23 protein-coding genes and 2 tRNA genes are annotated in these 24,137 nt (G+C 34.3%); 16 read left to right on the forward strand and 9 right to left on the reverse strand.

The window, feature by feature from the left end; genetic code table 11:
• Positions 1-11: 11 nt before the first annotated feature.
• The gene (locus tag G5B32_RS06385; protein WP_165290716.1) at positions 12-2,147 is read right to left on the reverse strand and encodes a cation:proton antiporter; all 2,136 of its coding nucleotides are present in this window, start codon (positions 2,145-2,147) and stop codon (positions 12-14) included.
• Positions 2,148-2,247: 100 nt separating this feature from the next.
• On the reverse strand, positions 2,248-3,396 hold the full coding sequence (locus tag G5B32_RS06390; protein ID WP_317166094.1) for an ABC transporter permease: 1,149 nt from the start codon (positions 3,394-3,396) through the stop codon (positions 2,248-2,250).
• A 164-nt stretch (positions 3,397-3,560) separates the two neighbouring features.
• Between G5B32_RS06390 and fmt the strand changes: the two genes are divergently transcribed.
• On the forward strand, positions 3,561-4,481 hold the full coding sequence (fmt, locus tag G5B32_RS06395) for a methionyl-tRNA formyltransferase (RefSeq protein WP_165290718.1): 921 nt from the start codon (positions 3,561-3,563) through the stop codon (positions 4,479-4,481).
• Positions 4,482-4,501: 20 nt separating this feature from the next.
• Here the strand turns inward: fmt and G5B32_RS06400 are convergent, their stop codons facing one another.
• The gene (locus G5B32_RS06400) at positions 4,502-4,711 is read right to left on the reverse strand and encodes a helix-turn-helix domain-containing protein (protein WP_165290719.1); all 210 of its coding nucleotides are present in this window, start codon (positions 4,709-4,711) and stop codon (positions 4,502-4,504) included.
• Positions 4,712-4,964: 253 nt separating this feature from the next.
• Here G5B32_RS06400 and G5B32_RS06405 point away from each other — a divergent pair, with 253 nt between their 5' ends.
• From G5B32_RS06405 to G5B32_RS06435, 7 genes are all read left to right on the forward strand, one after another.
• On the forward strand, positions 4,965-5,825 hold the full coding sequence (locus tag G5B32_RS06405) for an RNA polymerase sigma factor RpoD/SigA (RefSeq protein ID WP_079642450.1): 861 nt from the start codon (positions 4,965-4,967) through the stop codon (positions 5,823-5,825).
• A 203-nt stretch (positions 5,826-6,028) separates the two neighbouring features.
• Complete coding sequence (gene clpB, locus G5B32_RS06410; RefSeq protein WP_165290720.1) at positions 6,029-8,629, forward strand: ATP-dependent chaperone ClpB; 2,601 nt, start codon at positions 6,029-6,031, stop codon at positions 8,627-8,629.
• Positions 8,630-8,930: 301 nt separating this feature from the next.
• Positions 8,931-10,349, forward strand: coding sequence for an arylsulfatase (locus G5B32_RS06415; RefSeq protein ID WP_165290721.1), 1,419 nt, complete (start codon positions 8,931-8,933; stop codon positions 10,347-10,349).
• A gap of 35 nt (positions 10,350-10,384) precedes the next feature.
• On the forward strand, positions 10,385-11,554 hold the full coding sequence (locus G5B32_RS06420; protein WP_165290722.1) for a hypothetical protein: 1,170 nt from the start codon (positions 10,385-10,387) through the stop codon (positions 11,552-11,554).
• A gap of 91 nt (positions 11,555-11,645) precedes the next feature.
• Positions 11,646-12,659: a pirin family protein gene (locus G5B32_RS06425; protein WP_165290723.1), complete on the forward strand. Its 1,014-nt coding sequence runs from the start codon at positions 11,646-11,648 to the stop codon at positions 12,657-12,659.
• A gap of 113 nt (positions 12,660-12,772) precedes the next feature.
• Positions 12,773-13,240: a GNAT family N-acetyltransferase gene (locus tag G5B32_RS06430; protein ID WP_206366810.1), complete on the forward strand. Its 468-nt coding sequence runs from the start codon at positions 12,773-12,775 to the stop codon at positions 13,238-13,240.
• Positions 13,241-13,249: 9 nt separating this feature from the next.
• On the forward strand, positions 13,250-13,663 hold the full coding sequence (locus G5B32_RS06435; RefSeq protein WP_165290724.1) for a hypothetical protein: 414 nt from the start codon (positions 13,250-13,252) through the stop codon (positions 13,661-13,663).
• A 44-nt stretch (positions 13,664-13,707) separates the two neighbouring features.
• Here G5B32_RS06435 and G5B32_RS06440 read toward each other — a convergent pair whose 3' ends face one another.
• The 4 genes from G5B32_RS06440 to G5B32_RS06455 form a co-directional block, all read right to left on the reverse strand.
• Positions 13,708-13,974 carry a hypothetical protein gene (locus G5B32_RS06440; protein WP_190301400.1) on the reverse strand — a complete coding sequence of 89 codons (267 nt, stop codon included), beginning with the start codon at positions 13,972-13,974 and terminating at the stop codon, positions 13,708-13,710.
• A gap of 107 nt (positions 13,975-14,081) precedes the next feature.
• Positions 14,082-14,672 (reverse strand): hypothetical protein, encoded by a 591-nt coding sequence (locus tag G5B32_RS06445; protein ID WP_165290725.1) that lies wholly within the window; start codon positions 14,670-14,672, stop codon positions 14,082-14,084.
• Position 14,673: 1 nt separating this feature from the next.
• Complete coding sequence (locus tag G5B32_RS06450) at positions 14,674-15,270, reverse strand: DUF502 domain-containing protein (protein WP_165290726.1); 597 nt, start codon at positions 15,268-15,270, stop codon at positions 14,674-14,676.
• A 14-nt stretch (positions 15,271-15,284) separates the two neighbouring features.
• Positions 15,285-17,717 carry a bifunctional UDP-N-acetylmuramoyl-tripeptide:D-alanyl-D-alanine ligase/alanine racemase gene (locus G5B32_RS06455; protein ID WP_165290727.1) on the reverse strand — a complete coding sequence of 811 codons (2,433 nt, stop codon included), beginning with the start codon at positions 17,715-17,717 and terminating at the stop codon, positions 15,285-15,287.
• Between the two features lie 71 nt (positions 17,718-17,788).
• Between G5B32_RS06455 and G5B32_RS06460 the strand changes: the two genes are divergently transcribed.
• The 3 genes from G5B32_RS06460 to G5B32_RS06470 all read left to right on the forward strand — a co-directional run bounded on the left by G5B32_RS06460 (position 17,789) and on the right by G5B32_RS06470 (position 19,145).
• Positions 17,789-18,268 (forward strand): regulatory protein RecX, encoded by a 480-nt coding sequence (locus G5B32_RS06460; protein ID WP_165290728.1) that lies wholly within the window; start codon positions 17,789-17,791, stop codon positions 18,266-18,268.
• 99 nt (positions 18,269-18,367) lie between these two features.
• Positions 18,368-18,667, forward strand: coding sequence for a hypothetical protein (locus tag G5B32_RS06465; RefSeq protein WP_165290729.1), 300 nt, complete (start codon positions 18,368-18,370; stop codon positions 18,665-18,667).
• A gap of 61 nt (positions 18,668-18,728) precedes the next feature.
• Positions 18,729-19,145 (forward strand): tail fiber domain-containing protein, encoded by a 417-nt coding sequence (locus G5B32_RS06470; protein ID WP_165290730.1) that lies wholly within the window; start codon positions 18,729-18,731, stop codon positions 19,143-19,145.
• Positions 19,146-19,232: 87 nt separating this feature from the next.
• On the opposite strand, the gene G5B32_RS06475 is transcribed toward G5B32_RS06470, so the two are convergent.
• The gene (locus G5B32_RS06475) at positions 19,233-20,273 is read right to left on the reverse strand and encodes an outer membrane beta-barrel protein (protein WP_165290731.1); all 1,041 of its coding nucleotides are present in this window, start codon (positions 20,271-20,273) and stop codon (positions 19,233-19,235) included.
• A gap of 524 nt (positions 20,274-20,797) precedes the next feature.
• Here G5B32_RS06475 and G5B32_RS06480 point away from each other — a divergent pair.
• From G5B32_RS06480 to G5B32_RS06495, 4 genes are all read left to right on the forward strand, one after another.
• Positions 20,798-20,873, forward strand: a tRNA-Gly gene (locus G5B32_RS06480).
• 5 nt (positions 20,874-20,878) lie between these two features.
• Positions 20,879-20,963 (forward strand) — tRNA-Leu (locus G5B32_RS06485).
• Positions 20,964-21,136: 173 nt separating this feature from the next.
• Positions 21,137-21,643: an HAEPLYID family protein gene (locus tag G5B32_RS06490; protein ID WP_165290732.1), complete on the forward strand. Its 507-nt coding sequence runs from the start codon at positions 21,137-21,139 to the stop codon at positions 21,641-21,643.
• Positions 21,640-21,972 carry a hypothetical protein gene (locus G5B32_RS06495; protein ID WP_165290733.1) on the forward strand — a complete coding sequence of 111 codons (333 nt, stop codon included), beginning with the start codon at positions 21,640-21,642 and terminating at the stop codon, positions 21,970-21,972. Before G5B32_RS06490 ends, G5B32_RS06495 begins: the two co-directional genes overlap by 4 nt.
• A gap of 88 nt (positions 21,973-22,060) precedes the next feature.
• On the opposite strand, the gene G5B32_RS06500 is transcribed toward G5B32_RS06495, so the two are convergent.
• Positions 22,061-22,840: a CPBP family intramembrane glutamic endopeptidase gene (locus G5B32_RS06500; RefSeq protein ID WP_165290734.1), complete on the reverse strand. Its 780-nt coding sequence runs from the start codon at positions 22,838-22,840 to the stop codon at positions 22,061-22,063.
• Between the two features lie 257 nt (positions 22,841-23,097).
• On the opposite strand from G5B32_RS06500, the gene G5B32_RS06505 reads away from it, so the two are divergent.
• Positions 23,098-24,051 carry a glycoside hydrolase family 43 protein gene (locus tag G5B32_RS06505; protein WP_165290735.1) on the forward strand — a complete coding sequence of 318 codons (954 nt, stop codon included), beginning with the start codon at positions 23,098-23,100 and terminating at the stop codon, positions 24,049-24,051.
• Positions 24,052-24,137: the final 86 nt, after the last annotated feature.

A 24,137-nucleotide genomic window follows, 5' to 3' on the forward strand; every position in this document is an offset into this window, starting at 1 on the left:
AATAAATAGTTTTAGTTGGATTTCTCTTTATTAAATATATTACCAATTTCGCGTGTGATTTTGCGGAATAATGGCGAAGTTTGAATAGATTCGTACTCGTCGATATGTTGATTTTCTTGTCGACTTGGGAAAATCAATATCAAATTCTGGTTTTTATAATAACGACCTACACGTTTTGCTAAGCCATCTAATGAATCCCTGTAGGAAACTTCACCTTGTCTTGAAGATACAAAAACAAGTAAAGAATCGGAGTTACTATAAGTAGCTACACCATAAATATTATCCCAATCTTCGTAGTTTCCAAATGTCATTTTCACAGAAGATTTAAGGCTTTTTTTCAGCTGTTGAATATATTCTTCTGTACGCGAATCACACACAAAGCAAATTGGAAGGGACAATTCTCGAGCCAATTTTAAAATTTTGTCCATCCAATATTCAAAACCGACCTCAGACTCTGCCAAAGGCGGAACAAAAACAGTAATGGAACGATGAGAAATTAAAGGTTTCTCAATTTTACACATAAAGAGCGTGGTATCAGTATTATTCAGGATACTTTCTGCTTTTTCTCCTACGATTTTTTCAACAAAGGAAGCAACACTAGGCCAACCCATTATAATACAGTCAGCCAATACTTTTTTCGACATGCGGGCGATACCTGCCGGAATATTAATATCTACAGTGGTTAGCAATTCGACTTCCGTTTCTGAACCAGAAGCATATTTAGCCGTACTTTCCAAATTGCGTTTAGCTTCCTGTACATTTATTTCGGCCTGTTCATTGTCTTTCACCACACTAACTATACTTATTGGATAGTGCGATTTTTTGGAACGTATCAATGCCGCAAAATCCAATATAGGTTCCATATTGTTCATATTAGCCAATGGAATCATGATTTGTTCTTCTGATTCTTCGACATGCTCGATATGCTCATCATCCTGATGTCCTTCTCGTACAACTTTTTTAGAAGCACTTTCAGTCACCATAGAGGCTATAATACAGGTTATCAATATTAATACAATCGTACCATTCAAGACATTTTCATCAATTAAGCCATTGCTGTGCCCCACCATGATCACGGCTAATGTAGCTGCAGCGTGCGCATTGCTCAATCCGAAAATTAGATTGCGCTGACTGGAAGAATATTTGAAGGTTAATTGCGTAGCGGTGGCAGCAAGAAACTTTCCTAAAACAGCCACGACAGTAAGTGTACCTGCCACTATCAATGCCATTGGACCCTTGGTAAGTACACTGATATCTACAATCATCCCTACCGATATCAAGAAGAAAGGAATAAAAATAGCGTTTCCAATAAATTCAATACGATTCATCAAAGCTGAAGAATGCGGTATTAACTTATTTAATGCTAAACCTGCTACGAATGCTCCAATAATCGGCTCTAGTCCTGCCATTTCGGCCATAAATGCGGAGAAGAAAACTACAGTAAGTACAAAAATATAATGTCCGGTCTTCTCTGATTCTACTCGTTGGAAAAACCATTTGGCAATGCGGGGAATTACACCAAACATAATCAGAAGAAAAACAGCAAATGATACACCCAATGTAACCCAAAACTCTTGATTAATATTTCCTTGTGAAGCCCCTGTGATAACAGCCAAAATAATCAACACTGCAGTGTCTGTAAGAATGGTTCCACCTATAGTAATGGCTACCGCTTCGTGTTTCGAAATACCATAGCGATTCACAATTGGATAGGAAACCAAGGTATGTGTAGCAAACATACTCGCTATCAGAATGCTAGGCAACAGATCATACCCTAACCCGTAAAAACACACAGGAAAACCGATTATTATCGGGATTATAAAGGTGAAAAATCCAAAAAGACCGCTTTTATGTTTGGTTTTCTTGAATTCATTCATATCTAATTCAAGTCCGGCAATAAACATAATATAAAGCAGACCTATGGTAGAGAATAAATTAACAGCTGAATTCTTTTCTAACCAATTTAAACCATGAGGACCAATAATTACCCCAGCTATAATCAAACCAATAATCCCAGGAACGCGAATCGGTCTTAGTAAAATAGGCGATAATAGAATAATAAGTAATACTAAAGAAAAAATTAAAACGGGATTGGTAAGCGGAGCCTGAAAAGCATGAATTAAATGGTCTAATACTTTGTTATTCATCGATATCTGCTATAATTTTTTCTATTCAACTTTGAAGAAGTATTCTCCGCAGTTAAAATACAAAAAAAAGACGGCATTTCGGAATACAACGATCGAGTATTTATTTAAACTGAATAGTTTTTATAGGAGATATTCGCGTAATTAACATCGAAGGAATGATCGTGGTCAAGAAAACCAATACAATAACAGATATATTTAAGATAACTACTGTTAGAAAATCAATATGCATAGGAACAAACTCTAAGTAATAAATACTTGGATCTAGTTTGAAAAAGTGTGTTGTTCGTTGGAAAAAATAAGCTACCATCGCCACTACATTTCCAATCAAAAGACCATACCCAATGATATACAAAGAATTCATCATAAACACTTTACGCAAGGCTGTATTATTCATACCTAAAGCTTTCAAAATTCCTATCATATTGGTACGTTCCAAAATCGTGATCAGCAAAGAGGAAATCATATTAATAACTGCCACTATTACCATCAGTACAAATATGATATCATCATTCATATCTAGCATTTCAAGCCAATTGAACACATCCGCCCAATATTCTATGACATTTGTCGCTTTCAATGATACCGGCAATGCCTCATTCACTGCTTCAGTGGAGTGCTCGAGCTGCTTAAAATCTTTTACGCGAATCTCATAGGCGCCTGTTTCATTCACAAGCAGATGATTCATCTTCCGAATAATTTCGATAGAACCTACCACATAATTTTTGTCCCAATCATCAGAATTAGTACGATAAATTCCCTTTATCAGAAATTTGCGCTTACGCGTTCTATTCTCCTGAACAAAGGACATGATGACATCATCACCAACTTTTAAATTTAAGCGATTAGCTAAGTAATAAGATACTAAAAGTTGTTGTTCAGCATTTTCTGCATTCAAATCTAAAATTTCGCCGTCAACTAAAGAGCTTTTCAAAAAACGCTGATCATAGTTCGGTTCAACGCCTTTTAACATCACTCCTTCGACCTCTGAATTGACATTGATTATACCTACTTTAGTCGCAAAACCGTTTATGGATTCGATATTTGGAATAGAAAGTATTTGAGTAGTTTGGGAATCACTCAAGAAGACTGGCATCAGCTCATAATCCGCCAATGTCTGTTTAGTTACCACAATATCACCAAAAAAACCACGTTGCTTCGTGGTAATTTCTTCTTTGAACCCTCGAAGGATAGCGACAGATAATAGAATAGCTATTATGGCAATAGACAACGCGCCTATTGTGACACGCACAATAAGTTTTGAAAAAGTCCGTTGACCTTTTATATTTATTCTATTGGCTAAAAATAAAGGAAAATTCAACCTGCAATATTATTTTGTAACTTCGCAAAGTTAATAATTTTTGGCACTTGACAAATTCAAGTTATACCGTTTTAAAATAAAAGTAATAAGAATATATGCGTATCGTTTTTATGGGAACTCCAGATTTTGCAGTAGCTTCACTAAAAGCTTTGCTTGATGCTGGAGAAAATGTTGTTGCTGTGATTACTGCTCCAGACAAACCAGCTGGTAGAGGACAAAAATTAAACAAATCTGCTGTTAAAGTATTTGCGGAAGCAAATGCATTACCTGTACTGCAACCCGAAAAATTGAGAGATCCTCAATTCATTGAAGAGTTAAAGTCCTATAATGCAGACCTGCAAGTCGTAGTTGCTTTCCGAATGTTACCAGAAATGGTCTGGAATATGCCTCCTATGGGAACAATAAATGTACATGCGTCCTTGCTTCCTCAGTATCGTGGTGCCGCGCCTATCAACCATGCTGTAATTAATGGTGAAAAACAATCCGGTGTAACTACCTTCCTTCTACAACATGAAATAGATACAGGAAATATTCTTTTGGCGACAAAAGTAGATATTGCCGAAACAGATAATGCCGGAATACTTCATGATAAATTAATGAACGCCGGAGCCGAAACGTTAATCAAAACAATTGAAGGTCTTCGTAATAATACGATAAAGCCTATTCCACAAGAAGACTTTAAGATAGAAGATCTGAAACATGCTCCTAAAATTTTCAAAGAAGATTGTCTAATTGACTGGAATAATTCCACAGAAAAAATCTACAACCTTATACGTGGATTAAGCCCCTATCCTACAGCCTTCACATATTTACATGGGAAAGTGCTTAAAGTCTATGAGGCAGAAAAAGAAATTCAATCCCATCAGAAAGAGTCTGGAACTTACGAAACCGATGGTAAAACGTATTTAAAATTTGCCACAAATGATGGCTTTATCAATTTGAAAATGATTCAAATTGAAGGCAAAAAACGTATGGAAATAAATGAGTTTTTAAAAGGATATCGGTTTGAGAAATAAATCTATCATTAATTAAAAAATCAATCTTCTTCATACACTATTATATCTCCAGGTTGGCAGTCTAAAGCCTTGCAAATGGCTGCCAATGTGGATAAACGAATAGCTTTAGCTTTATTATTTTTTAATATTGACAGATTTGATAAAGTAATCCCTACATGTTCACTCAATTCATTAAGTGACATTCTTCTTTTAGCCATAACCTGATCTAAGCGGATAATTAACTTTTTCATTTAATATAATTTTATATTGAAAAAACATTTTAGCGACAAAAAGGTTTTAATTATGAAACAAAAATTATTTATTGCTTTATAATGGAACGTTAACATTATTTAATATTTTTTGGAATGATTTTTGAAGTAAAGTAAACACTTCAATACGATTCACAACTTCCTCATAATGAAGCAATAAATTACAAAATTATTACACGAAAAGACTTGTTTTTTTCGTATTTTTGCAACATCCAGAAAAAAGGTATAAAAATTAATGAGACAGCTCAAAATTACACAATCGATCACGAATCGTGAATCACAATCTCTTGACAAGTATTTACATGAAATTGGTAAAGTTGACTTGATTACTGCTGAAGAAGAGGTAATCTTGGCTCAACGTATTCGCGAGGGGGATCAAGTGGCATTAGAGAAATTAACAAAAACCAACTTACGTTTCGTCGTTTCTGTAGCTAAACAATATCAGAATCAAGGTCTTACTTTAGGTGACTTGATTAACGAAGGTAACTTAGGCCTAATCAAAGCAGCAAAACGTTTTGACGAAACAAAAGGTTTTAAATTCATCTCTTATGCGGTGTGGTGGATTCGTCAATCTATTTTGCAAGCTATCGCTGAACAATCACGTATCGTTCGTTTACCTTTGAACCAGGTTGGTTCATTGAGCAAAATCAGCAAAGCTTTCTCAAAATTAGAACAAGAGTACGAACGCGAGCCTTCTCCAGAAGAATTAGCAGATATCTTAGAAACTACGGTAGATAAAGTTTCGGATACATTGAGTAATTCGGGTAGACACGTTTCAATGGATGCACCATTTGTACAAGGTGAAGAAAATACACTATTAGATGTATTGGAAAACTCTGACCCAGATACAGATAGTTCATTGATCGACGAGTCATTATCAGAAGAAATCAAACGTTCCCTATCTACATTAACAGAAAGAGAAAGAGAGATTATCGTATTATTCTTCGGATTAGGATCTAATCACCCACTATCACTTGAGGAAATCGGTGAAAAATTTAATTTAACAAGAGAGCGTGTACGTCAAATCAAAGACAAAGCATTACAACGTCTACGTCACACTTCTCGTAGCAAAATTTTAAAATCTTACTTAGGCTAATAATATAGCCCATACAAAATTTGAAAAGCGCAAGATGATCCTTGCGCTTTATTTTTTGCCAAAACTTCATTATTCTAATAAACAAGCTGAAATAATGTCCTTATAATTTATTCAGAACAGACAAAATTTCCGATTTTATACTTCCAAAACCTATAGGCATTCCATTTGTTAAAATATGTATGTAAACCGAAAGGAAAACAGATATGAATTTTAACAATTACACTATCAAAGCTCAGGAAGCCATACAAAAGGCTTCAGAAATTGCGACAGCAAATCAGCAACAAGCAATTGAGCCTGCACATATACTAAAAGCATTACTAAGCGTCGATGAAAATGTTATTTCGCATTTACTTAAAAAGCTTAATGCAAATAGCAATTACATTAGCACGGAAACCGATAAACTGGTAGATGCATTACCAAAGGTATCGGGAAGCAATATTTATCTAAGTAATAATGCGGCATCAGTTCTTCAGAAAGCACAAAGCTATTTGAAAGAATTTAATGACGAATATGTGTCAATAGAACATCTTTTATTAGCACTTCTCTCCTCTTCAGACAAAGTGGGGAGTCTCTTAAAAGATCAAGGAATAAATGAAAAAGATTTAAAATTAGCTATAAAAGAATTGAGAGGAAATAATAGAGTGACAGACCCAAATGCAGAAGCTACATATAATGCATTAGGCAAATACGCACGCAACTTGAATGAGTTCGCAGAATCAGGAAAATTAGATCCTGTAATCGGACGTGATGAAGAAATTCGGCGTGTGATGCAGATTCTATCGCGTAGAACGAAGAATAATCCAATATTGGTCGGTGAGCCAGGTGTAGGTAAAACTGCGATTGCTGAAGGTATTGCGCATCGTATCATCAAAGGTGACGCACCAGAAAATTTGAAATCTAAGACTGTATTCTCCCTAGATATGGGAGCATTGATTGCTGGGGCGAAATATAAAGGTGAATTTGAAGAGCGCTTGAAAGCTGTGGTAAAAGAGGTGTCGGATTCTGATGGAGAAATCATCTTATTCATCGATGAGATTCATACATTAGTTGGCGCAGGTGGTGGCGAAGGCGCAATGGATGCCGCTAATATCTTGAAACCTGCTTTAGCGCGTGGAGAATTGCGTGCTATCGGTGCGACAACGCTGAATGAGTACCAAAAATATTTTGAAAAGGATAAAGCCCTTGAGCGTCGCTTCCAAAAGGTGATGGTCGAAGAACCGGATACACAAGATGCTATTTCAATCCTTCGTGGTTTGAAAGAACGTTACGAAACGCACCACAAAGTGCGTATTCTCGACGAATCGATTATAGCGGCTGTGGAACTATCACAACGTTATATCACAGATCGTTTCCTACCAGATAAAGCGATTGACTTAGTCGATGAAGCGGCTTCTAAATTGCGTTTGGAAATGGATTCGGTGCCAGAAGCTGTTGATGAATTAGATCGTCGTATCATGCAACTAGAAATTGAGCGTGAAGCGATCAAACGCGAGAAAGATGAGAAAAAGGTAGCTGAATTATCGGAGACTATTGCGAATCTTTCGGCTGAACGTGATTCGTTGAAAGCAGCTTGGCAAGCCGAGAAAACACTCGTTGATCGCGTGAACCAAGAAGTGCAAAATATAGAGAACTATAAATTAGAAGCTGATCAAGCCGAACGTGCAGGTGATTATGGTAAAGTTGCTGAATTACGCTACGGAAAAATCAAAGAAGCACAAGATACGGTAGAAAAATTGAAAGCTGAACTAAGCGAAAAACAAAAAAGCTCACGTATGCTGAAAGAAGAAGTTACCGCTGAAGATATCGCAGATGTGGTATCCCGTTGGACTGGTATTCCAGTAAGCAAAATGGTACAATCGGAACGTGAGAAATTGTTAAACTTAGAAACAGAATTACACAAACGTGTTGCTGGTCAAGAAGAAGCTATTGAAGCGATTTCGGATGCTATCCGTCGTTCACGAGCTGGTTTAAGTGATGCTAAACGTCCTATTGGATCATTTATCTTCTTAGGTACTACGGGGGTAGGTAAAACGGAATTAGCAAAAGCTTTAGCTGAGTTCTTATTCGATGATGAGCAAGCCTTGGTACGTATCGACATGTCAGAATATCAAGAACGTCATTCGGTATCACGATTGATCGGTGCGCCTCCAGGATATGTGGGTTATGATGAAGGTGGTCAATTGACTGAAGCAGTTCGTCGTCGTCCTTATTCTGTTGTGTTATTGGATGAGATTGAAAAAGCGCATCCGGACGTATTTAACATTTTGTTACAAGTATTGGATGATGGACATTTGACTGACAACAAAGGTCGTGTCGTAAACTTCAAAAATACAATTATCATCATGACTTCGAATACAGGTTCGCACATTATCCAAGAGAATTTCTCTACGCTGACAGAGGTGAATCGTGATGAGATCATAGCGAAAACAAAAGACGAAGTTTTTGAATTATTACAAAAATCTATTCGTCCTGAGTTTTTGAACCGTATTGATGAGATCATTATGTTCACTCCGTTGAGCAGAAATGAAATCGGAGATATTGTACGTATGCAGTTCCATCACGTTACTCGTCAATTGGCTGAACAAAATATTCAATTGACAGCGACAGAAGAAGCTTTGGATTGGTTAGCACAGTTGGGTTACGATCCGATTTACGGTGCACGTCCATTGAAACGTGTTATTCAAAAACGAATTTTGAACGAATTGTCCAAAGAAATATTAGCTGGCAAAGTAACTTCAGATTCAATTATTCAATTGGATGTGTTCGATGGCAAGTTTGTATTCTTAAATACATCAGAAGGATAATATTTTAATAATTCTCCTTTCGTAAAAAGGTTCTTTTCAGCAATGAAAAGAACCTTTTTATGTTTAATAAATTAACAGTTATGTTGTGCATCAAAATATAATAAATTGAATAAGAATCAATTCGTTATTCTTACTTATATTTATCCATGAAAAAAATCTGATTCACTTTTTATGGGAATACATAAGAATTATTAATGCTATGTATTTTAAATATTACACAATAATTTTAACTAAAATTTTATAAATTTAAAATCTATTTATTGGATTACATTTTATTTTTTCATAGAATAATTTTAGCTAAATGCAGAAAATAAGCAAATTTATTACAATTATCCTATTTACATTAGCCATATCAGTGAATGGGCAAACTAGGAACCCAAATATTGTGTTTATAATGGCGGATGATTTAGGTATTGGGGATCTTGGTGCGTATGGCCAAACTAAAATCAAAACACCAAATATAGACAAATTGGCTCAGCAGGGCGCAAAATTCACCCAATTCTATGCTGGCACTTCTGTATGTGCACCCTCACGCGCGTCTTTAATGACAGGAAAGCATACAGGTCATACTTATGTGCGTGGAAACAAAGAAATCGAGCCCGAAGGTCAAGAACCCTTAGCTGACTCCATACGAACTTTTGCGATGGATCTACAGCAAAATGGATATGTAACTGGAGCATTTGGGAAATGGGGACTTGGAATGGTCGGAACTAGCGGAGATCCTAACCTCAAAGGATTCGATACCTTTTATGGATATAATTGTCAGCGACAATCACACCGCTACTACCCTACGCATTTGTGGCACAATGACAAACGTGTGATCCTTGCTGGAAATAATTTAGCAGACAAAGTTCATTATGCGCCTACTCTTATTCAAGAACAGACGTTGAAATTTATTGATGACAATAAACAAAAACCATTCTTCCTTTTTGTTCCTACAGTATTGCCTCATGCTGAATTAGCTGGCCCTGATGATGAATATTTCAAAATGTATGAAAATGCTTTTGTGGAGACTCCACACAAAGGTCAAGATTATGGGCCAAATGCAACCATAGGTGGATATGCTTCTGTGGACAAGCCACGCGCGACCTATGCTGCAATGATCACTCGAATGGATGCTTACGTGGGTCAAATAATAGAAAAACTTGATGAATTAGGATTGCGCGAAAATACAATTATCCTATTTACAAGTGACAACGGTGCACATCGTGAAGGTGGAGCTGATCCTGATTTTTTCAACAGTACAGCAGGTTTTAAAGGCGTCAAAAGGTCGCTATATGAAGGAGGTGTACGTACTCCACTAATCGTAAATTGGAAAAACAAAATTGCTCCCAATCAAGATATTAAACATGTTGGAGCATTTTGGGATGTGTACAACACTATATTAGAACTCGCTAATTTAACACCATCTACTCAAAATGATGGCATATCTTTTTTGCCGACACTCGTAAAGAATACAAAGCAAAAGAAACATAAATATTTGTATTGGGAATTTCATGAAGATGGAGGAAGACAAGCAGTTCTATCCAAAAGCTGGAAATTGATTAAACAGAAAGTCGGATCACCTAAAGATTCTTACTATGAGCTATATAATATTGACAAAGATCCGTTCGAACAAAATAATTTAGCGACTTCAAATCCTAAAAAAGTTAAACAACTTGCTATGCTGATAGAAGAAGCGCATATTGAAAGTGAAATATATCCTTTGTTAGCTAAATAAAGAGCATTAATCACTAATAATTAAACTATATAATTATGAGAATATTCCTATTAATCCTTTTTATAACCAACCATCTCATACTTTCTGCTCAAGATAAAATCCAAAAACTAATAGTAGCAGAATTTATGGAAGGAAATGGATCCTTTAATTATGTGACCAGCTATAATTTCAAAAATGGAATATTTATTGGAAAAGACACCATTATCCAGATCGGCGATAGAAAGGATGGATTTAAAACTTCTCGCGTTGGCTTTAGTAACTATAGCGGAATCATCTATAAAAACAAATATTACATTCCTTCTTATGGAAGTGTGATAGATTTGAAACAATCTTCAATAATTAAAACAGAAGATGGTGACCATTTTATTGCAATTCACAACAATTCGGATACTCTTATTTTTTACAGGAATAATTCATTCACAGGCAAAGGATATTTAGCTCTAAACCTTAACTCAAAAGCATACGATTTTATTACTGAAAATACATGGTATAAACCCCGAAAAGATAGAAGTAATCCTAATAATACGCACTATTTGGAACTCGACCGCACAAATCTACCTTATAAAATCTGGTTAAATGATTATTCAGGAAATCGAAAATTAATCATAGAAGATGTAAAGTCTGGTCCAGCCATGTATTCAGATGCTCAATTTCCAAACATTGAAACCTATTGGGTGGATAATACGTCTTTTCTCTACGTAGTTCATCATCGTCTAATAGATACGCTTAAAAAAGATATGTATCATAAAGTAGCAATTAGAAGATATAATATTGATTCAGACATAGACGAGGAGTTTTATACACACGATTCTTTATCTAAAGGAATACTAAATGGTTATTTTAAGGTTGATCCTATGAATCATCTTCTGCATAAAGCATCGAGCAATGATTATTATTTAGTGGATTTAACTCATAAGAAGTTATCGATTACAAACAGGTTTAACGTAAATGCTAATTTTGAATACTCTAGCAAAACTGCTCAAAATGATTTTGATAGGACATTTTACTTTAATGGTAACGAAATTGGTAATAAATGGTCAAATACGGTATATGCGACTAGAAATTCAATTGCTATAACCTATGGAGAATATAAATCCAATCTTGGTTACCCTAAAGGACTTCAGATATGGACAAAACAAACTAATGAATGGCTAATATTTGATATCCCTTGGGTCAATGCAATATTGGGCTGGATGGAAGAATAAACTTCTCACTTACCTCCAGGTAACCTCATCAACTTTTAGTACATTACGGCATGTCATTTGATGATTATATATCAAAAAGAAAGGCTTAAAAATGAAAGTTAAAAATATCCAAAAAGTGACAGGTCCAATGCCTATTGGCGATCCATTTATTATGGGTGCATACCATTATGACAAATACCCAGAAGGCAATGGCAAATTTGGTCCTAAAGCGTCCTTGGATGGTAAAAATTTGGGTAATGATTTTGATAGTAATGCAGAATGGCGCATGTATCATGGTAAAGAAATTCCTGGTTTTCCATTTCACCCACATAGAGGATTTGAAATTATTACGATAGCTGAGGAAGGTTATGCCGATCACTTCGATTCAAAAGGCTCAAAAGGTCGTTATGGTGAAGGTGATGTACAATTAATGAGTGCAGGGTCAGGTGTATTGCATGGCGAAATGTTTCCATTGATTCACGAAGACAAAGAAAATCCGTTGCGCTTATTCCAAATTTGGCTTAACCTGCCAGCTTCCAGCAAAATGACAGAACCTCAATATAAAATGCTTTGGCACAAAAAGATTCCTGTAGCAAAAGTCGGTGACGAGGCAAAAGTGAAAGTGATTCTAGGTGAATATAATGGTGTAAAATCCATAGAAGCTCTTCCCTACTCTTGGGCAAAAGATCCTAATCATCATGTAGGGGTGGCTTTAATAGACTTAGCACCAAATGCTTCATACACTCTAAATGCTGTATCAGATACTATGAATAGATTTTTATTCTTTTATGATGGAAAAGGGGTGGTTTCAATTGAAGATTATAGTCTTCAACCTAACTATATAGCAGATTTAGAGGGAGGTGAGGAAATTATCATTAAAAACGGTTCAGAACGAGCTAAATTATTAATTTTAGAAGGAGAACCAATTAATGAGCCTATGGCAGCTTACGGTCCTTTTGTCATGAATACTAAAGAAGAATTAGACCAGTCTTTTGCAGAATACCGCAGAACGCAATTTGGTGGCTGGCCATGGGGGCATGAAGAAATTGACGTTGTTCATCCAAAAGATGCGGGAAGGTTTGCCAGTTATAATTTTGGCAAAATCATCGACAACCCAAATTTATAAATATAAGAGCGTTCTTAAGGAACGCTCTTCTTTCATTATAGGAGCCTGTAAATTACTTCTCATTTCATTTTTTAGAATAATTTTAGTATCTTCCGACAAAGTATAATGGAATTATGGATAGTGCTATTTTGACAAGAAAATTCAAACCAGAAGATAGTACCGCATTATTGCAAATCATAAAAAACAATACGCCTGAATACTTTGCCGTAACTGAAATTGAAGATTACAAAACGTATTTAGAGACCGAAATCCAAGACTATTTCGTAGCCGTATTAGAGGATAAAATTATTGCGGGCGCTGGAATTAATTACGACAGGGAAAAACAACTGGCTAAGATCAGTTGGGATGTAGTAGATATAGGGTTCCACAAACAAGGTATAGGAACATTACTATTAAATCACCGTTTGGAAATAATTGCGACTAGAAAAAATATTAAGTCCATCATTGTGCGTACTTCACAACATGCCTATGCCTTTTATGAAAAGAATGGATTCAAGTTATTAGAGCGACATAAAGATTATTGGGCTGAAGGATTTGATATGTATAAAATGAGTTATAATAAGAAATTAATAGAAAAGTAAGGTACGTATATGAAAAGTTCAAAACCTATAGGGATAATTATTGGGATAGTCGTATTAATCATCATCATTTTGATGTTTGGACTTCCACTCTACAATGTATGGCAACAGGAAATGGCTGGTAAAGCAGAAATGGCTAAAGCAGAACAAAACCGTAAAATATTGATTGAGGAAGCAAGAGCTAGATTAGAAGCTGAAAAACTGAATGCACAAGCCGAAATTGAGCGTGCTAAAGGTATGGCTGAAGCGATGAAATTAGAAAATGGAACGCTGAATACTACGTATAATCAATATCTCTTCATTCGTACATTAGAGAAATTGGCAGATAAAGGTGATTTGCCACAAATCATTTATATGCCTGCTGAAGGGCTCGTTCCTGTATTGGATGTCAATCATACCAAAAAATCAGTAACGCCTGTTGAATAATTAAAAAGCCCTTCAAAATTTGAAGGGCTTAAATTACAAATTATCTAAAATTCCACTTGAATAATGGCTGCAAGAGGAATTAAAACGCCACTTTTGATTTGAACATATCGATCAGTGACTGACCACACTGTCGTTTCTACACGCAAGGGGCCATCAACTGTATTAAATACTATAGATGCCTTAGATTTAAATTCGTTACCCAATCGTTGTGCATCTGTCAATTTACTTCTTAATTCCTCGGATCTGTTTACTTCGGCTGCTAAAATTTTGTGGTTTACTATATCTTCTTTTTCTATTAATGTTCCTATCATAATATTTCTAGATTTAAATCCGACCTTGTTTTTCTTTATAAGTAAATATAAATAAATGATAAATTAAAATAAAGATTGCAACAAAAGAAATACGTAAAAATATAGCCCTATATTAAGAGTAATGTAGCTTTAAATGTAGCACTGTTACTATTGATGAACAAACTGTGCTTATTTGGGTATATCAGTTCCAAACGTGCTTTGAAATTATCGATAAGCGCAGTATCTTCTTGATTCGCGATATAATGATTTACTCTATTACTTACCTCGATTTTAAATGTATCGCCAATGCTATTTAACTTGATCCGAATTGGATATTTTTCCATCGTTGTATAACCATTTACTATAGCATTCTGAACTAACGGAATAAGCACAAAAGGAAAAATTTTATAATCACTTGATTCGTCAACATTATTCTGCAACGTAATGAAAAAATTCTCCCCTTTTAAAGCTTTATATGCCAGTACATATTCCTTCAAAAGATTAATCTCATCGTGTAGAGTTCTTAAGTTGCTTTCATCCACAACAGTTGTCAAAGAAATAAGGCTTTCTATTGCCTGCAATCTATTCTGTTGAACAGCCAAAGCCACTAAATGTTTATCCAAAACGGCATTTTGAATGCTAATTTGAGCTTGTAAAGCTAATTTAGCTTCATCGAGTTGTGGCGTTTTTTGAAATAATTTGGAGATAAAATTCGCCATATTATTCTAATCCTGAAACACCACCAGACACCACTAATTTCATAGCATCAGTTGCGGACATATTCAATTTTTCAACAAACCTAGACTCTACAACAACTACCTGTCCAGCAAATGAATAAGAGTAAGGAAAATAAACGATTACTTCACTATCCAAACCTACTCTAGATAAGTCACGTTGTGTCAAAAAACCTATTTTCTTTAAGCCCATTTCATTCACTTGAACTAAGACCGGTTCATTGAATTTTTTAGCGTCGCCAACAAATGCTTCTGTAAAATCTTTTATAGAAGAATATAACGTATTAAATAACGGAATACGATTGATCGTACGACTCAACCATTGACGAATAGGAGCAGTCACAAAAGTCGTAAAGATAAATCCAACCAATATAAGAATACATATAACCGTAAGTAAACCTATTCCTGGTATGTATAAAGGATGACCTTGCTCATCTTCCAGAAAATGCTGTGAAATATTGAGTGCATTATCTAACGACGCGAAGATCCATATAATTAAAAATATAGCTCCTGCGACAGGTACTACTACTAATATTCCCTTGATCAGATAATATAAAATTCGTTGAAAAAGCTTCTTAAACATATAATGATTTAGATTTATTCGTAATAATATACACGTTTAACACGTGATGATATTCCTGTTAGTAACTCATAAGGAATTGTACCTATGCGTTTCGCTGCCAAAGCTACATCCGGAAACACATACACCTCATCCCCTTCTTTAGCTTCGATGTCGGTAATGTCCAACATGCACATATCCATACAGATATTTCCAACCGTCTTAACCAGATGACCATTAATCATCATCTCACCCACCCCATTTCCAAAACGACGGTTATATCCATCGGCGTAGCCAATTTTCACTGTCGCGATGACTGAATCTCGAGTCAATACACCTTTCCGATCATAACCAATAGTTTCTTCTTTTGGGATATGCTTTATCTGCGTAATAGTTGTTTTCAGTACACTTACCTCTTCCAGATTAAGGTCTTTTGGACTCATATCATAACCATACAGGCCTATCCCCAATCGTACCATATCCATATGCGCTTCAGGATTATGTACTATACCAGAAGTATTGCAAATATGGCGAATAAAATCATACCCAATGGCAGATCTAATCTTTTCACTAAGATGTTTATACAGTGAAATTTGCTGTTCTGTGAACTCCTTGAATTCTTCAGCACCTGCTCCAACCAAATGTGACAATGCCGATTGGACTTTGACATGATTTTGAGATTTTAAAGTAGTTAAAAGATCGTCTATTTCGTTCTCCATAAAACCTAGTCTATGCATTCCAGTATCTAATTTGATATGGATAGGATAAGCTGTAATTTCACGGTCAGCTAAGAACTTAACAAAAGCTTTAAGTATACGCTTCGAATATATCTCAGGCTCAAGTTTATACTGAATAATATCTTCAAAAGCACTTTCGTGGGGACTTAACACCATTATCGGTAATTTAACTCCTCCACGTCGCAATTCGCTCCCCTCATCTACGAACGCCACTGTCAAATAATCGACATTATTAAACTGCAAAATATTAGCCACCTCAAAGGAACCACTTCCATACGAAAAAGCTTTAACCATAGCCATCATCTTGACCGAAGCATCTATTTTAGAACGGTATTGTTTGAGATTATGCTCCAAGGACTTCAAATTAATTTGCAGAATTGTTTCATGCGATTTCTCAGTCAGACGACGACTTAGACTTTCCAGCTTATATTTACGCGCCCCTTTTATTAACACTACAGCATTTGAAAAATTCAATTGCGTTAAATTAGCTAATAACTCATCGGTAGTTTCGTAAATTCTAACGGTACCGTTTGAAGAATATTTAAAATTCTTGAAACGTTCTCCGATTAAAATAACTTCATCCAAAATCACCGTTGATAATAAGTTATTCAGTTTTGTTTGGAATTTTTCAGTCCATTCCTCTCCTTCAAAATCACTTAAAACTAACTTTTTCTTATCGAATTGATTTTGTTGATTCAAAAAATCCAAAGCAATATTCAGCGAAGCCAAATCATTAGAATACGTGTCATCAATGATACTGCTATTATTCTTTCCTTTCTTCAACTGAAGACGCATATCTAAATGCTTCAATCTAGAAACACGCTCTTTAATGATCTCAGAATTATACCCCAATTCCAACAGAACAAGTATACAAGTAAGCACATTCTCTATAGAAGCCTTATCCGTAAAAGGTGCTTCAATATTAAACTCCTTACCCCCGTATGTTAAAATTAAATGAGTAGAATAACCTGAAATTCCAGATTTTAGTACTTGAAGTTTATCCGCAAGTAAATTACCCCAACTAATAACCTTTCTTGCATTTAAAAAATTTTCAGGAATCTGATCAGAAGGAACGATTATTTTTTCCGCACTATCAAAAAGCTTCCATTTCTCTTTTAACTTTTCTTCTTTGGATGGAAAACCTTCACGATGCACAGTACCCAAAGATGTCAGAATTCCCCATGTCGGACGTATCATTTTTTGTAAATAATCCATCTCGTTCACGGTACTTATCCCCGCTTCGATCAAGGCGACATCATACTCATTAGTCAGATTCCACAACGAGAGTGCAACACCTAGTTGCGAATTGTAGCTTTTTGGACTTTGGTATACTTTCTTTTCTTCTTTGAGCAATTGTGCCAACCATTCTTTTACAATAGTCTTTCCATTACTTCCAGTGATCCCAATAATCGGAATTGTAATCTCATTACGATGCATAGCAGCTAATGCTTGCATTGCACGCAAAGTATCCTCTACCCAAATAAAATTTGCATCTGGATAAGATTCAACGGAAAAATTAAGGTCTGAAACAACAAAATTGCGCACGCCTTTATGATATCCATCTGTTATAAATTTATGCCCGTCCTGCTGTGCCTGCAAAGCAAAAAATAAACTTCTTTCACCCGTTCTTATTTTACGTGTGTCATATGATAAAATATCAAAAGTTAAATTAGGATTTGCCAGAAAAGTTTTAATCGGCACCAGGTGCTTGATTATATCTGAGATAACGTACATAGCTTTGTTTGTTCAAAACAAATTTCACCATTATTTTTTAATAAGTCTATCATTTTTTCAAGATTTGTAACATGGAAGATTTCGAAAGAAATAAAAAGAAATATACTCCTCATCAGGCCAAACTGAAGATTGAAAATTATTGTGCTTACCAAGAACGTCCTCAACAAGAAGTTAGGGACAAACTTTACGAGATGGGATTGCATGAAGAAGATGTAGAAAACATCATCGCTAATTTGATTTCTGACAATTTTCTTAATGAAGAACGTTTTGCTAAAGCCTATGTTCGTGGGAAATTTAGAATGAAAGATTGGGGAAAAATAAAAATAACTCAACATTTAAAATCGAAGCGGATATCAGCTCCCCTAATTAAAATTGCACTAAAAGAGATCGATTATGACGAATATATAGAAAAGCTGGATCAAATTATACTTAAAAAAGCTACAAGAGCAATTAGCAATTTATCTTACGAAGAGAAATCGAAATTGTTACGTTACATACAGTCCAAAGGTTATGAAAATGAATTGATTTTCGAAAGGCTAAAGCTGTTATAAAGCGTGTTATATGACAAAAATGTAACAGAATAACTGTTTTGAAAAAAGCAACTTTTATTTATTTTTACGGAAATAAGAAAAAAATAATACTTTAATCATATGCGAAAACAATTGGTTCAATACATACTCTCCGTAATATTATTGACTTGTTTTGCATATAAAATGACTTCGGCAGTTACTCAGGCGATCTCTCAAGAAATTGAGATATTGGATTCGTTCTCAACGGAAAAAGAAACCAAGGAGATTGAGAAGATGAATGAAATAGAAGTATTTATTCAATCTAACTTTAATTTTTTATTTACATCTACGAGTTTAAAACTGGATTTTTACGAAAGAAAAAGTAGTTTGCCATTTCGCTATTTTCAAATGCATTACCCTCCTCCAAATGCAAAAGCTTAACGCTTAAATTTTCCATTTTTAAAACATAAAACAAATATTTCATTTATAAAATCATATAAATATGACTATAAAATCAATTGTCATTATTGGCGCTATTATGGGGTTTGCACACACTGCAAACGCACAACAAATTGAAGAAAAAGAACTAAAAGTAAATGTTCAGACTATTTCTCAACCTTTTGCGGTACTAAATAGCTTGGAGCCTGTAACTTTCAATTTTAATACAGAAAAATACAAAGCTTTTGAATTACCAAAAAGCAAACAATATGGTTTCACTACTGCGAATGCTTCTCCCGAGGTAATAACAAAGCAAGCTAAAATTTACAAAACAGGTAAAAATGCAACAAAAGCATTTCAATATGATGAAGTAAATAATGAAAACTTAATCCCTGTTTTGGTTGCTGCTATTAAAGAACAAAAAGCGGAAATTGAAGCACTTCGAAAGGAATTAGAAAACCTTAAGAAAACTGCAGAGTAAGACGAATTAGAAAGGGATTTTGATAAATCAAAATCCCTTCTCCATTTATAAAACCAATTTGACTAATTATAACACTTTTATATTTTATTAAAAAGAGTACACTAAGGCTAATGAAAATTGTGAAGCTGATTTAGTAGGTGTTACGAAATCACTTTTATAGAAAGGTTTAGCATCACTTGAGTCAAATCGAAACTCTGGGATAAATGCTAATCCCCCATGCGTCAATTTACCAGTTAATGTAAAAGAAGTATATTTGTCACCTTCAATGCCACCAACTTCTTTCTCTGCGAAGTACTCACCTCTAACCCCAATCTCTGCATAATCTGTTACACTAAATTTTGGATATAATGCTATTCCTTGATATCCACCTTCTGATTTAAATGTATAATCAGCTGCATTCAACCCTAAAGAGAATTTCTCCGTCACATCATAACTAGCTACTAAGTCATAAATAGTACCCGATGAATAATTATCTTCTCCTCCTACAGATGATCCAGTAAGGAAATTAGCATAAATACTTAATCCATCAACAGGCGCTAAACTCAATTGAGCTCCAAAATGTGATACCCCATTTAAATCTTTGTATTCATTCCAATCGTTGAAAATACCAGCCATTAAAGATACTTTATCTGAGAAAGCATAAGTACCTTTTATACCTGCATTTTGGAAGGGTCCCGCACCAAATAAATAAGAAGTACTATAATGAAAATTTGAAGCTGGTGAAATCACTTCATATCCCACAAATGTTCCCATAAAACCTGCAGTCATCGAAAATTTATCGGAGAAAGCATAATCAACATATAAATTTTGAATATTAAATGAGTTACTTTCATTAGCACCCACGCCGTCTCCATTAAGTAGAGATTGATATTGACCTCTTGGACCAAAAGATAACTCTCCTACAAAAGAAGCCTTTCCTGTTGTTTTTTTCAATCCTAATGCAAGCATTCCTAATGAAACAGAATTATGATCACTGGCAAAGTATGTTCCTATATTTTCTCCTTTTGCAAAATCATACTTCCAATACGCGTCTGCTGAACCAGAAATTTCCAATCCACTTGTACTTTCCTGTGCATAAGCAAATGCACCCATCATAAATAACGATAAAAGTAAAGATTTTTTTCTCATAAATTTTGTGTTTAGTTTGTATTAATAGGTTAATTTCTCACTTTTTAAGTATTTAAATTTGAAATTATCACAAAACACCATAAATAAATTACACATTTCAATGTTTTTATTGATTAAATTTCAATTTAAACAAATTTACAAGACAAATAATGGAAATATTTTAATACAAAACAAGAAAAAATGATATTTTTTTTCATAAAATCTAATTAAAAAGTTTAATAATTGAATATTTTGTTATCACGAAGCTAAAATTTAAACCCAAAACAGTTTATAAAAACAGTTTTTTAGCATAAACTACATTTTAATCTCGTTTATTCATCTCTTTAAGGAAAAATTTTAATGATTTTGTCGGAAAGGAATGTGTTTAGAAATTATTCTCACTGATAATCAAACAAATGGCTTTAAACACTAAAAAAAAGCCATTTTATTTTCAAAAACATTTTGCAAAACTAGATTATAGCTCTATATTTGCATCATCAAATCGGAAGGACGCGATGTCCAGACAACTTGAAAGACTTAAAAAAGCGAAAATAGCTCAGTTGGTAGAGCACAACCTTGCCAAGGTTGGGGTCGCGAGTTCGAATCTCGTTTTTCGCTCCAGAGTTGCCTAGGTGGTGGAACTGGTAGACACGCAGGACTTAAAATCCTGTTCCTGTTAAAGGAGTGCGGGTTCGATTCCCGCCCTAGGTACGAAAGCTCGACAGTAATGTCGGGCTTTTTTTATGCAAAGTTTTTAGAAAAATTTACTTATTAAAGGTTTTAATCTAAAAAACACTCCTCTTTACCAATACTTATTCTATTAAATAAGTTTTATTCCCATTTTATTCCCAATTCTGCTAATAGGTTTGTCGTAAAATAATGCTATGAAAATTAATTATACGATTTTACTGCTTCTTCTATCACTAACGACATTTGGTCAAAATCAGTTGAATAATCAAAATCATTCCATAAAAGACACTACTTTAACTAAATTACCTCCGAAAGTAGATCATGCCGAACCATTGTATATAGATTTAATGCGAGATTTAGGCTCACGAAAAGGCGAAGCAGAAATAAATGTTGGTTTTGGAAGAAACAACCACAAGCATTATAATGAATTCTACGGATTTGTAGAGTATGAATGGGCTATTGCGAACCGATTAGGTATGGAAGTCGAAGTACCATTCTCATTTAACCAACTTAATAAAGACAATACTCATTTCACTTTGCCAGGAAATAAAATAGAAGGTTTAAAACTTGCTTCTCAGTATACATTTTTGGTAAATGAGAACAGAAAATTATCAATGGCATTCGCTTATGTTCATGAGTTTGAATTGAACACATTTAAGGAATTATCAATCAAGGAAACATATTTACGGGAATGCGAATGAATCCAGTATTTATAGCTGCTAAAAACTTCCATAATTTTAACACCATATTATATACTGGACCTGTTTTTGATAATGATTATAAAGAACATATGATTGGGACTGGAGCCACAATAAATGCCAGCTGTTTGTATGTTATTCCGAATACAAAAAACTTCATAGGCTTAGAAAATAACATGGATATTGATGGAAATGGTTTTCATGATTATCTGCGACCTCAAGTTAAAGTTGCTGTAAGACACAATTTAATGGTTGGACTTGTAGGAGGTATACCCTTATCCCATGAAAATTCAAGAGGTGATTTAATGACACGTATTATTTGGGAACTATAAATGAGAATAAGCAATAGCCCTTCTTCTATCGTATCATATATTTTGAGGGGTTTACGTCTTTATTTTATCAATTTATATCCGTTGATACTTATTTAATTTTCTTCAAAGTTTCCAAAGAAATAATATCATATTCATCTTTAATAACATTCAACAATTCATTTTTAAGGATTCCTTTTTCAGATTGGAGCGATAAATTAATAAGTATGGGATCCGTATAATAACTTCCCTTACCATATAGCGTATCCAACACAGATTGAAAACTTTGCTGTTTTAGCGATATCAAATAAATGGTATCATTTTGATTTTTTATCTGAAGAATTTTTGGATTATTAGATTTAAAAAATGGCACCTCTTCTATCACCAAAGAATATCGATTATCTTCTTGAACAAATGGTTTATCAAATAATGAAACAATTAATGGAAATAAAATAACAAATAAAAGATTCCAGCTCGAATGAAATAATACACCCCACCAAAAATTTAGTTTAACACGAATAAATGAGATTATTAATCCTCCAGTTATTTGAGACAGAAACAAAAAAGGAATAAAAATATAATATATAGTATCATTATTATCATAATTGGAAGCATGAACAATTCCAAAAGAAAGTGATAATATATGCACCAAATATGGAAAAATTTTATCCCATGATTCTCTGCTCACTATAATAGCAACTAAACCTGAATATCTTAAAATACATCTAAAAAAGAATTCTTCAATTAACGGCACTAATAAAACAAGCATAAGAATGCTTGTTATCAAAGTATAATCTTCGAATACAGCCGCTTCTCGTAAAGGAGTTATATAATTGACAAATTCATAAATAGGATAAACTAGGAAACAAAGAATGGCTATTTCAAAAAGCAAAAGAATACCGAATATTCTTAGTTTTTGTCTAAAAGAAATTTCGTATTGTTCGTCTTTAGGATATCGGAGAAATTTAATTAGTTCGATAAACAGTTTCATTATTCTAAATTAACAAAATATCTGAGATCAATAGACCTTAATCATGTTTTTTAATTTCTCCATCCTACATGTTGTAATCAATATTTTACGAACATAATAAGCAGAAATATCTTTAAGATTGTATATTTACTATCTCTATAAACCAACCCTTAAATTTTATGAGAAAATTTTTGATACTCGTTACATTTCTTTTTTTAGAGCTAAATGCTTTTAGTCAACAAAACCCCGTTTTCCCAGGAAATTATGCAGATCCTGAAGCAATTATTTATAATAATACCTACTGGATTTATCCTACATATTCGGCACCTTATGAGGAACAAATTAAGTTTGATGCCTTTTCCTCGAAAGATTTGGCTACATGGACTAAACATGCTAATATCTTAGACAATAAAGAAATAAAATGGGCAAAGCGTGCGATGTGGGCGCCTTCAGTAATTGAGAATAATGGGAAATATTATTTTTTCTTTGCAGCCAATGATGTCCATCAAGGAGAAGTAGGCGGAATTGGAGTAGCTGTAGCAGACAAACCCGAGGGGCCATACAAAGATTTATTAGGAAAACCATTAATTAGTGATATCATCAATGGCGCCCAACCTATTGACCAGTTTGTATTTAAGGATAAGGACGGCACATTTTATATGTATTATGGTGGTTGGAAACATTGCAATGTGGTGAAATTAAGTTCTGATTTTACTAAATTGATTCCTTTTGATGATGGAACATATTATAAAGAGGTTACTCCTAAAGATTATGTAGAAGGTCCAATTATGTTTATCAAAGACGGAAAATATTACTTTATGTGGTCAGAAGGTGGATGGACTGGACCTGATTATAAAGTAGCTTACGCAATTGCGGATAATCCTCTAGGCCCATTTGAAAGGGTAAATACCATTCTCGAACAAGACCCAAATATTGCTACTGGTGCTGGACATCATTCGGTTATCAAAATTCCTAATAAAGAAAAATATTACATTGTGTATCACCGAAGACCTTTAGGAAAAACAAGTGCACACGATAGAGTTACCTGTATAGACGAAATGAAATTTGACAAAGATGGAAAAATCATTCCAGTCAAAATGACTTTCGAAGGTGTGAAACATGTGTTGAAATGAGGCTGTCTCAAAATGGACAGTCTCTTTTTTTGATTTCAACGCCTCATAATTTGGTTTAATCGATTGATTTTCATATATTTATAGTA

The organism is Sphingobacterium sp. SGL-16 (assembly GCF_011043515.1).
In the GTDB taxonomy this organism is placed as follows: Bacteria; Bacteroidota; Bacteroidia; order Sphingobacteriales; family Sphingobacteriaceae; genus Sphingobacterium; species Sphingobacterium litopenaei.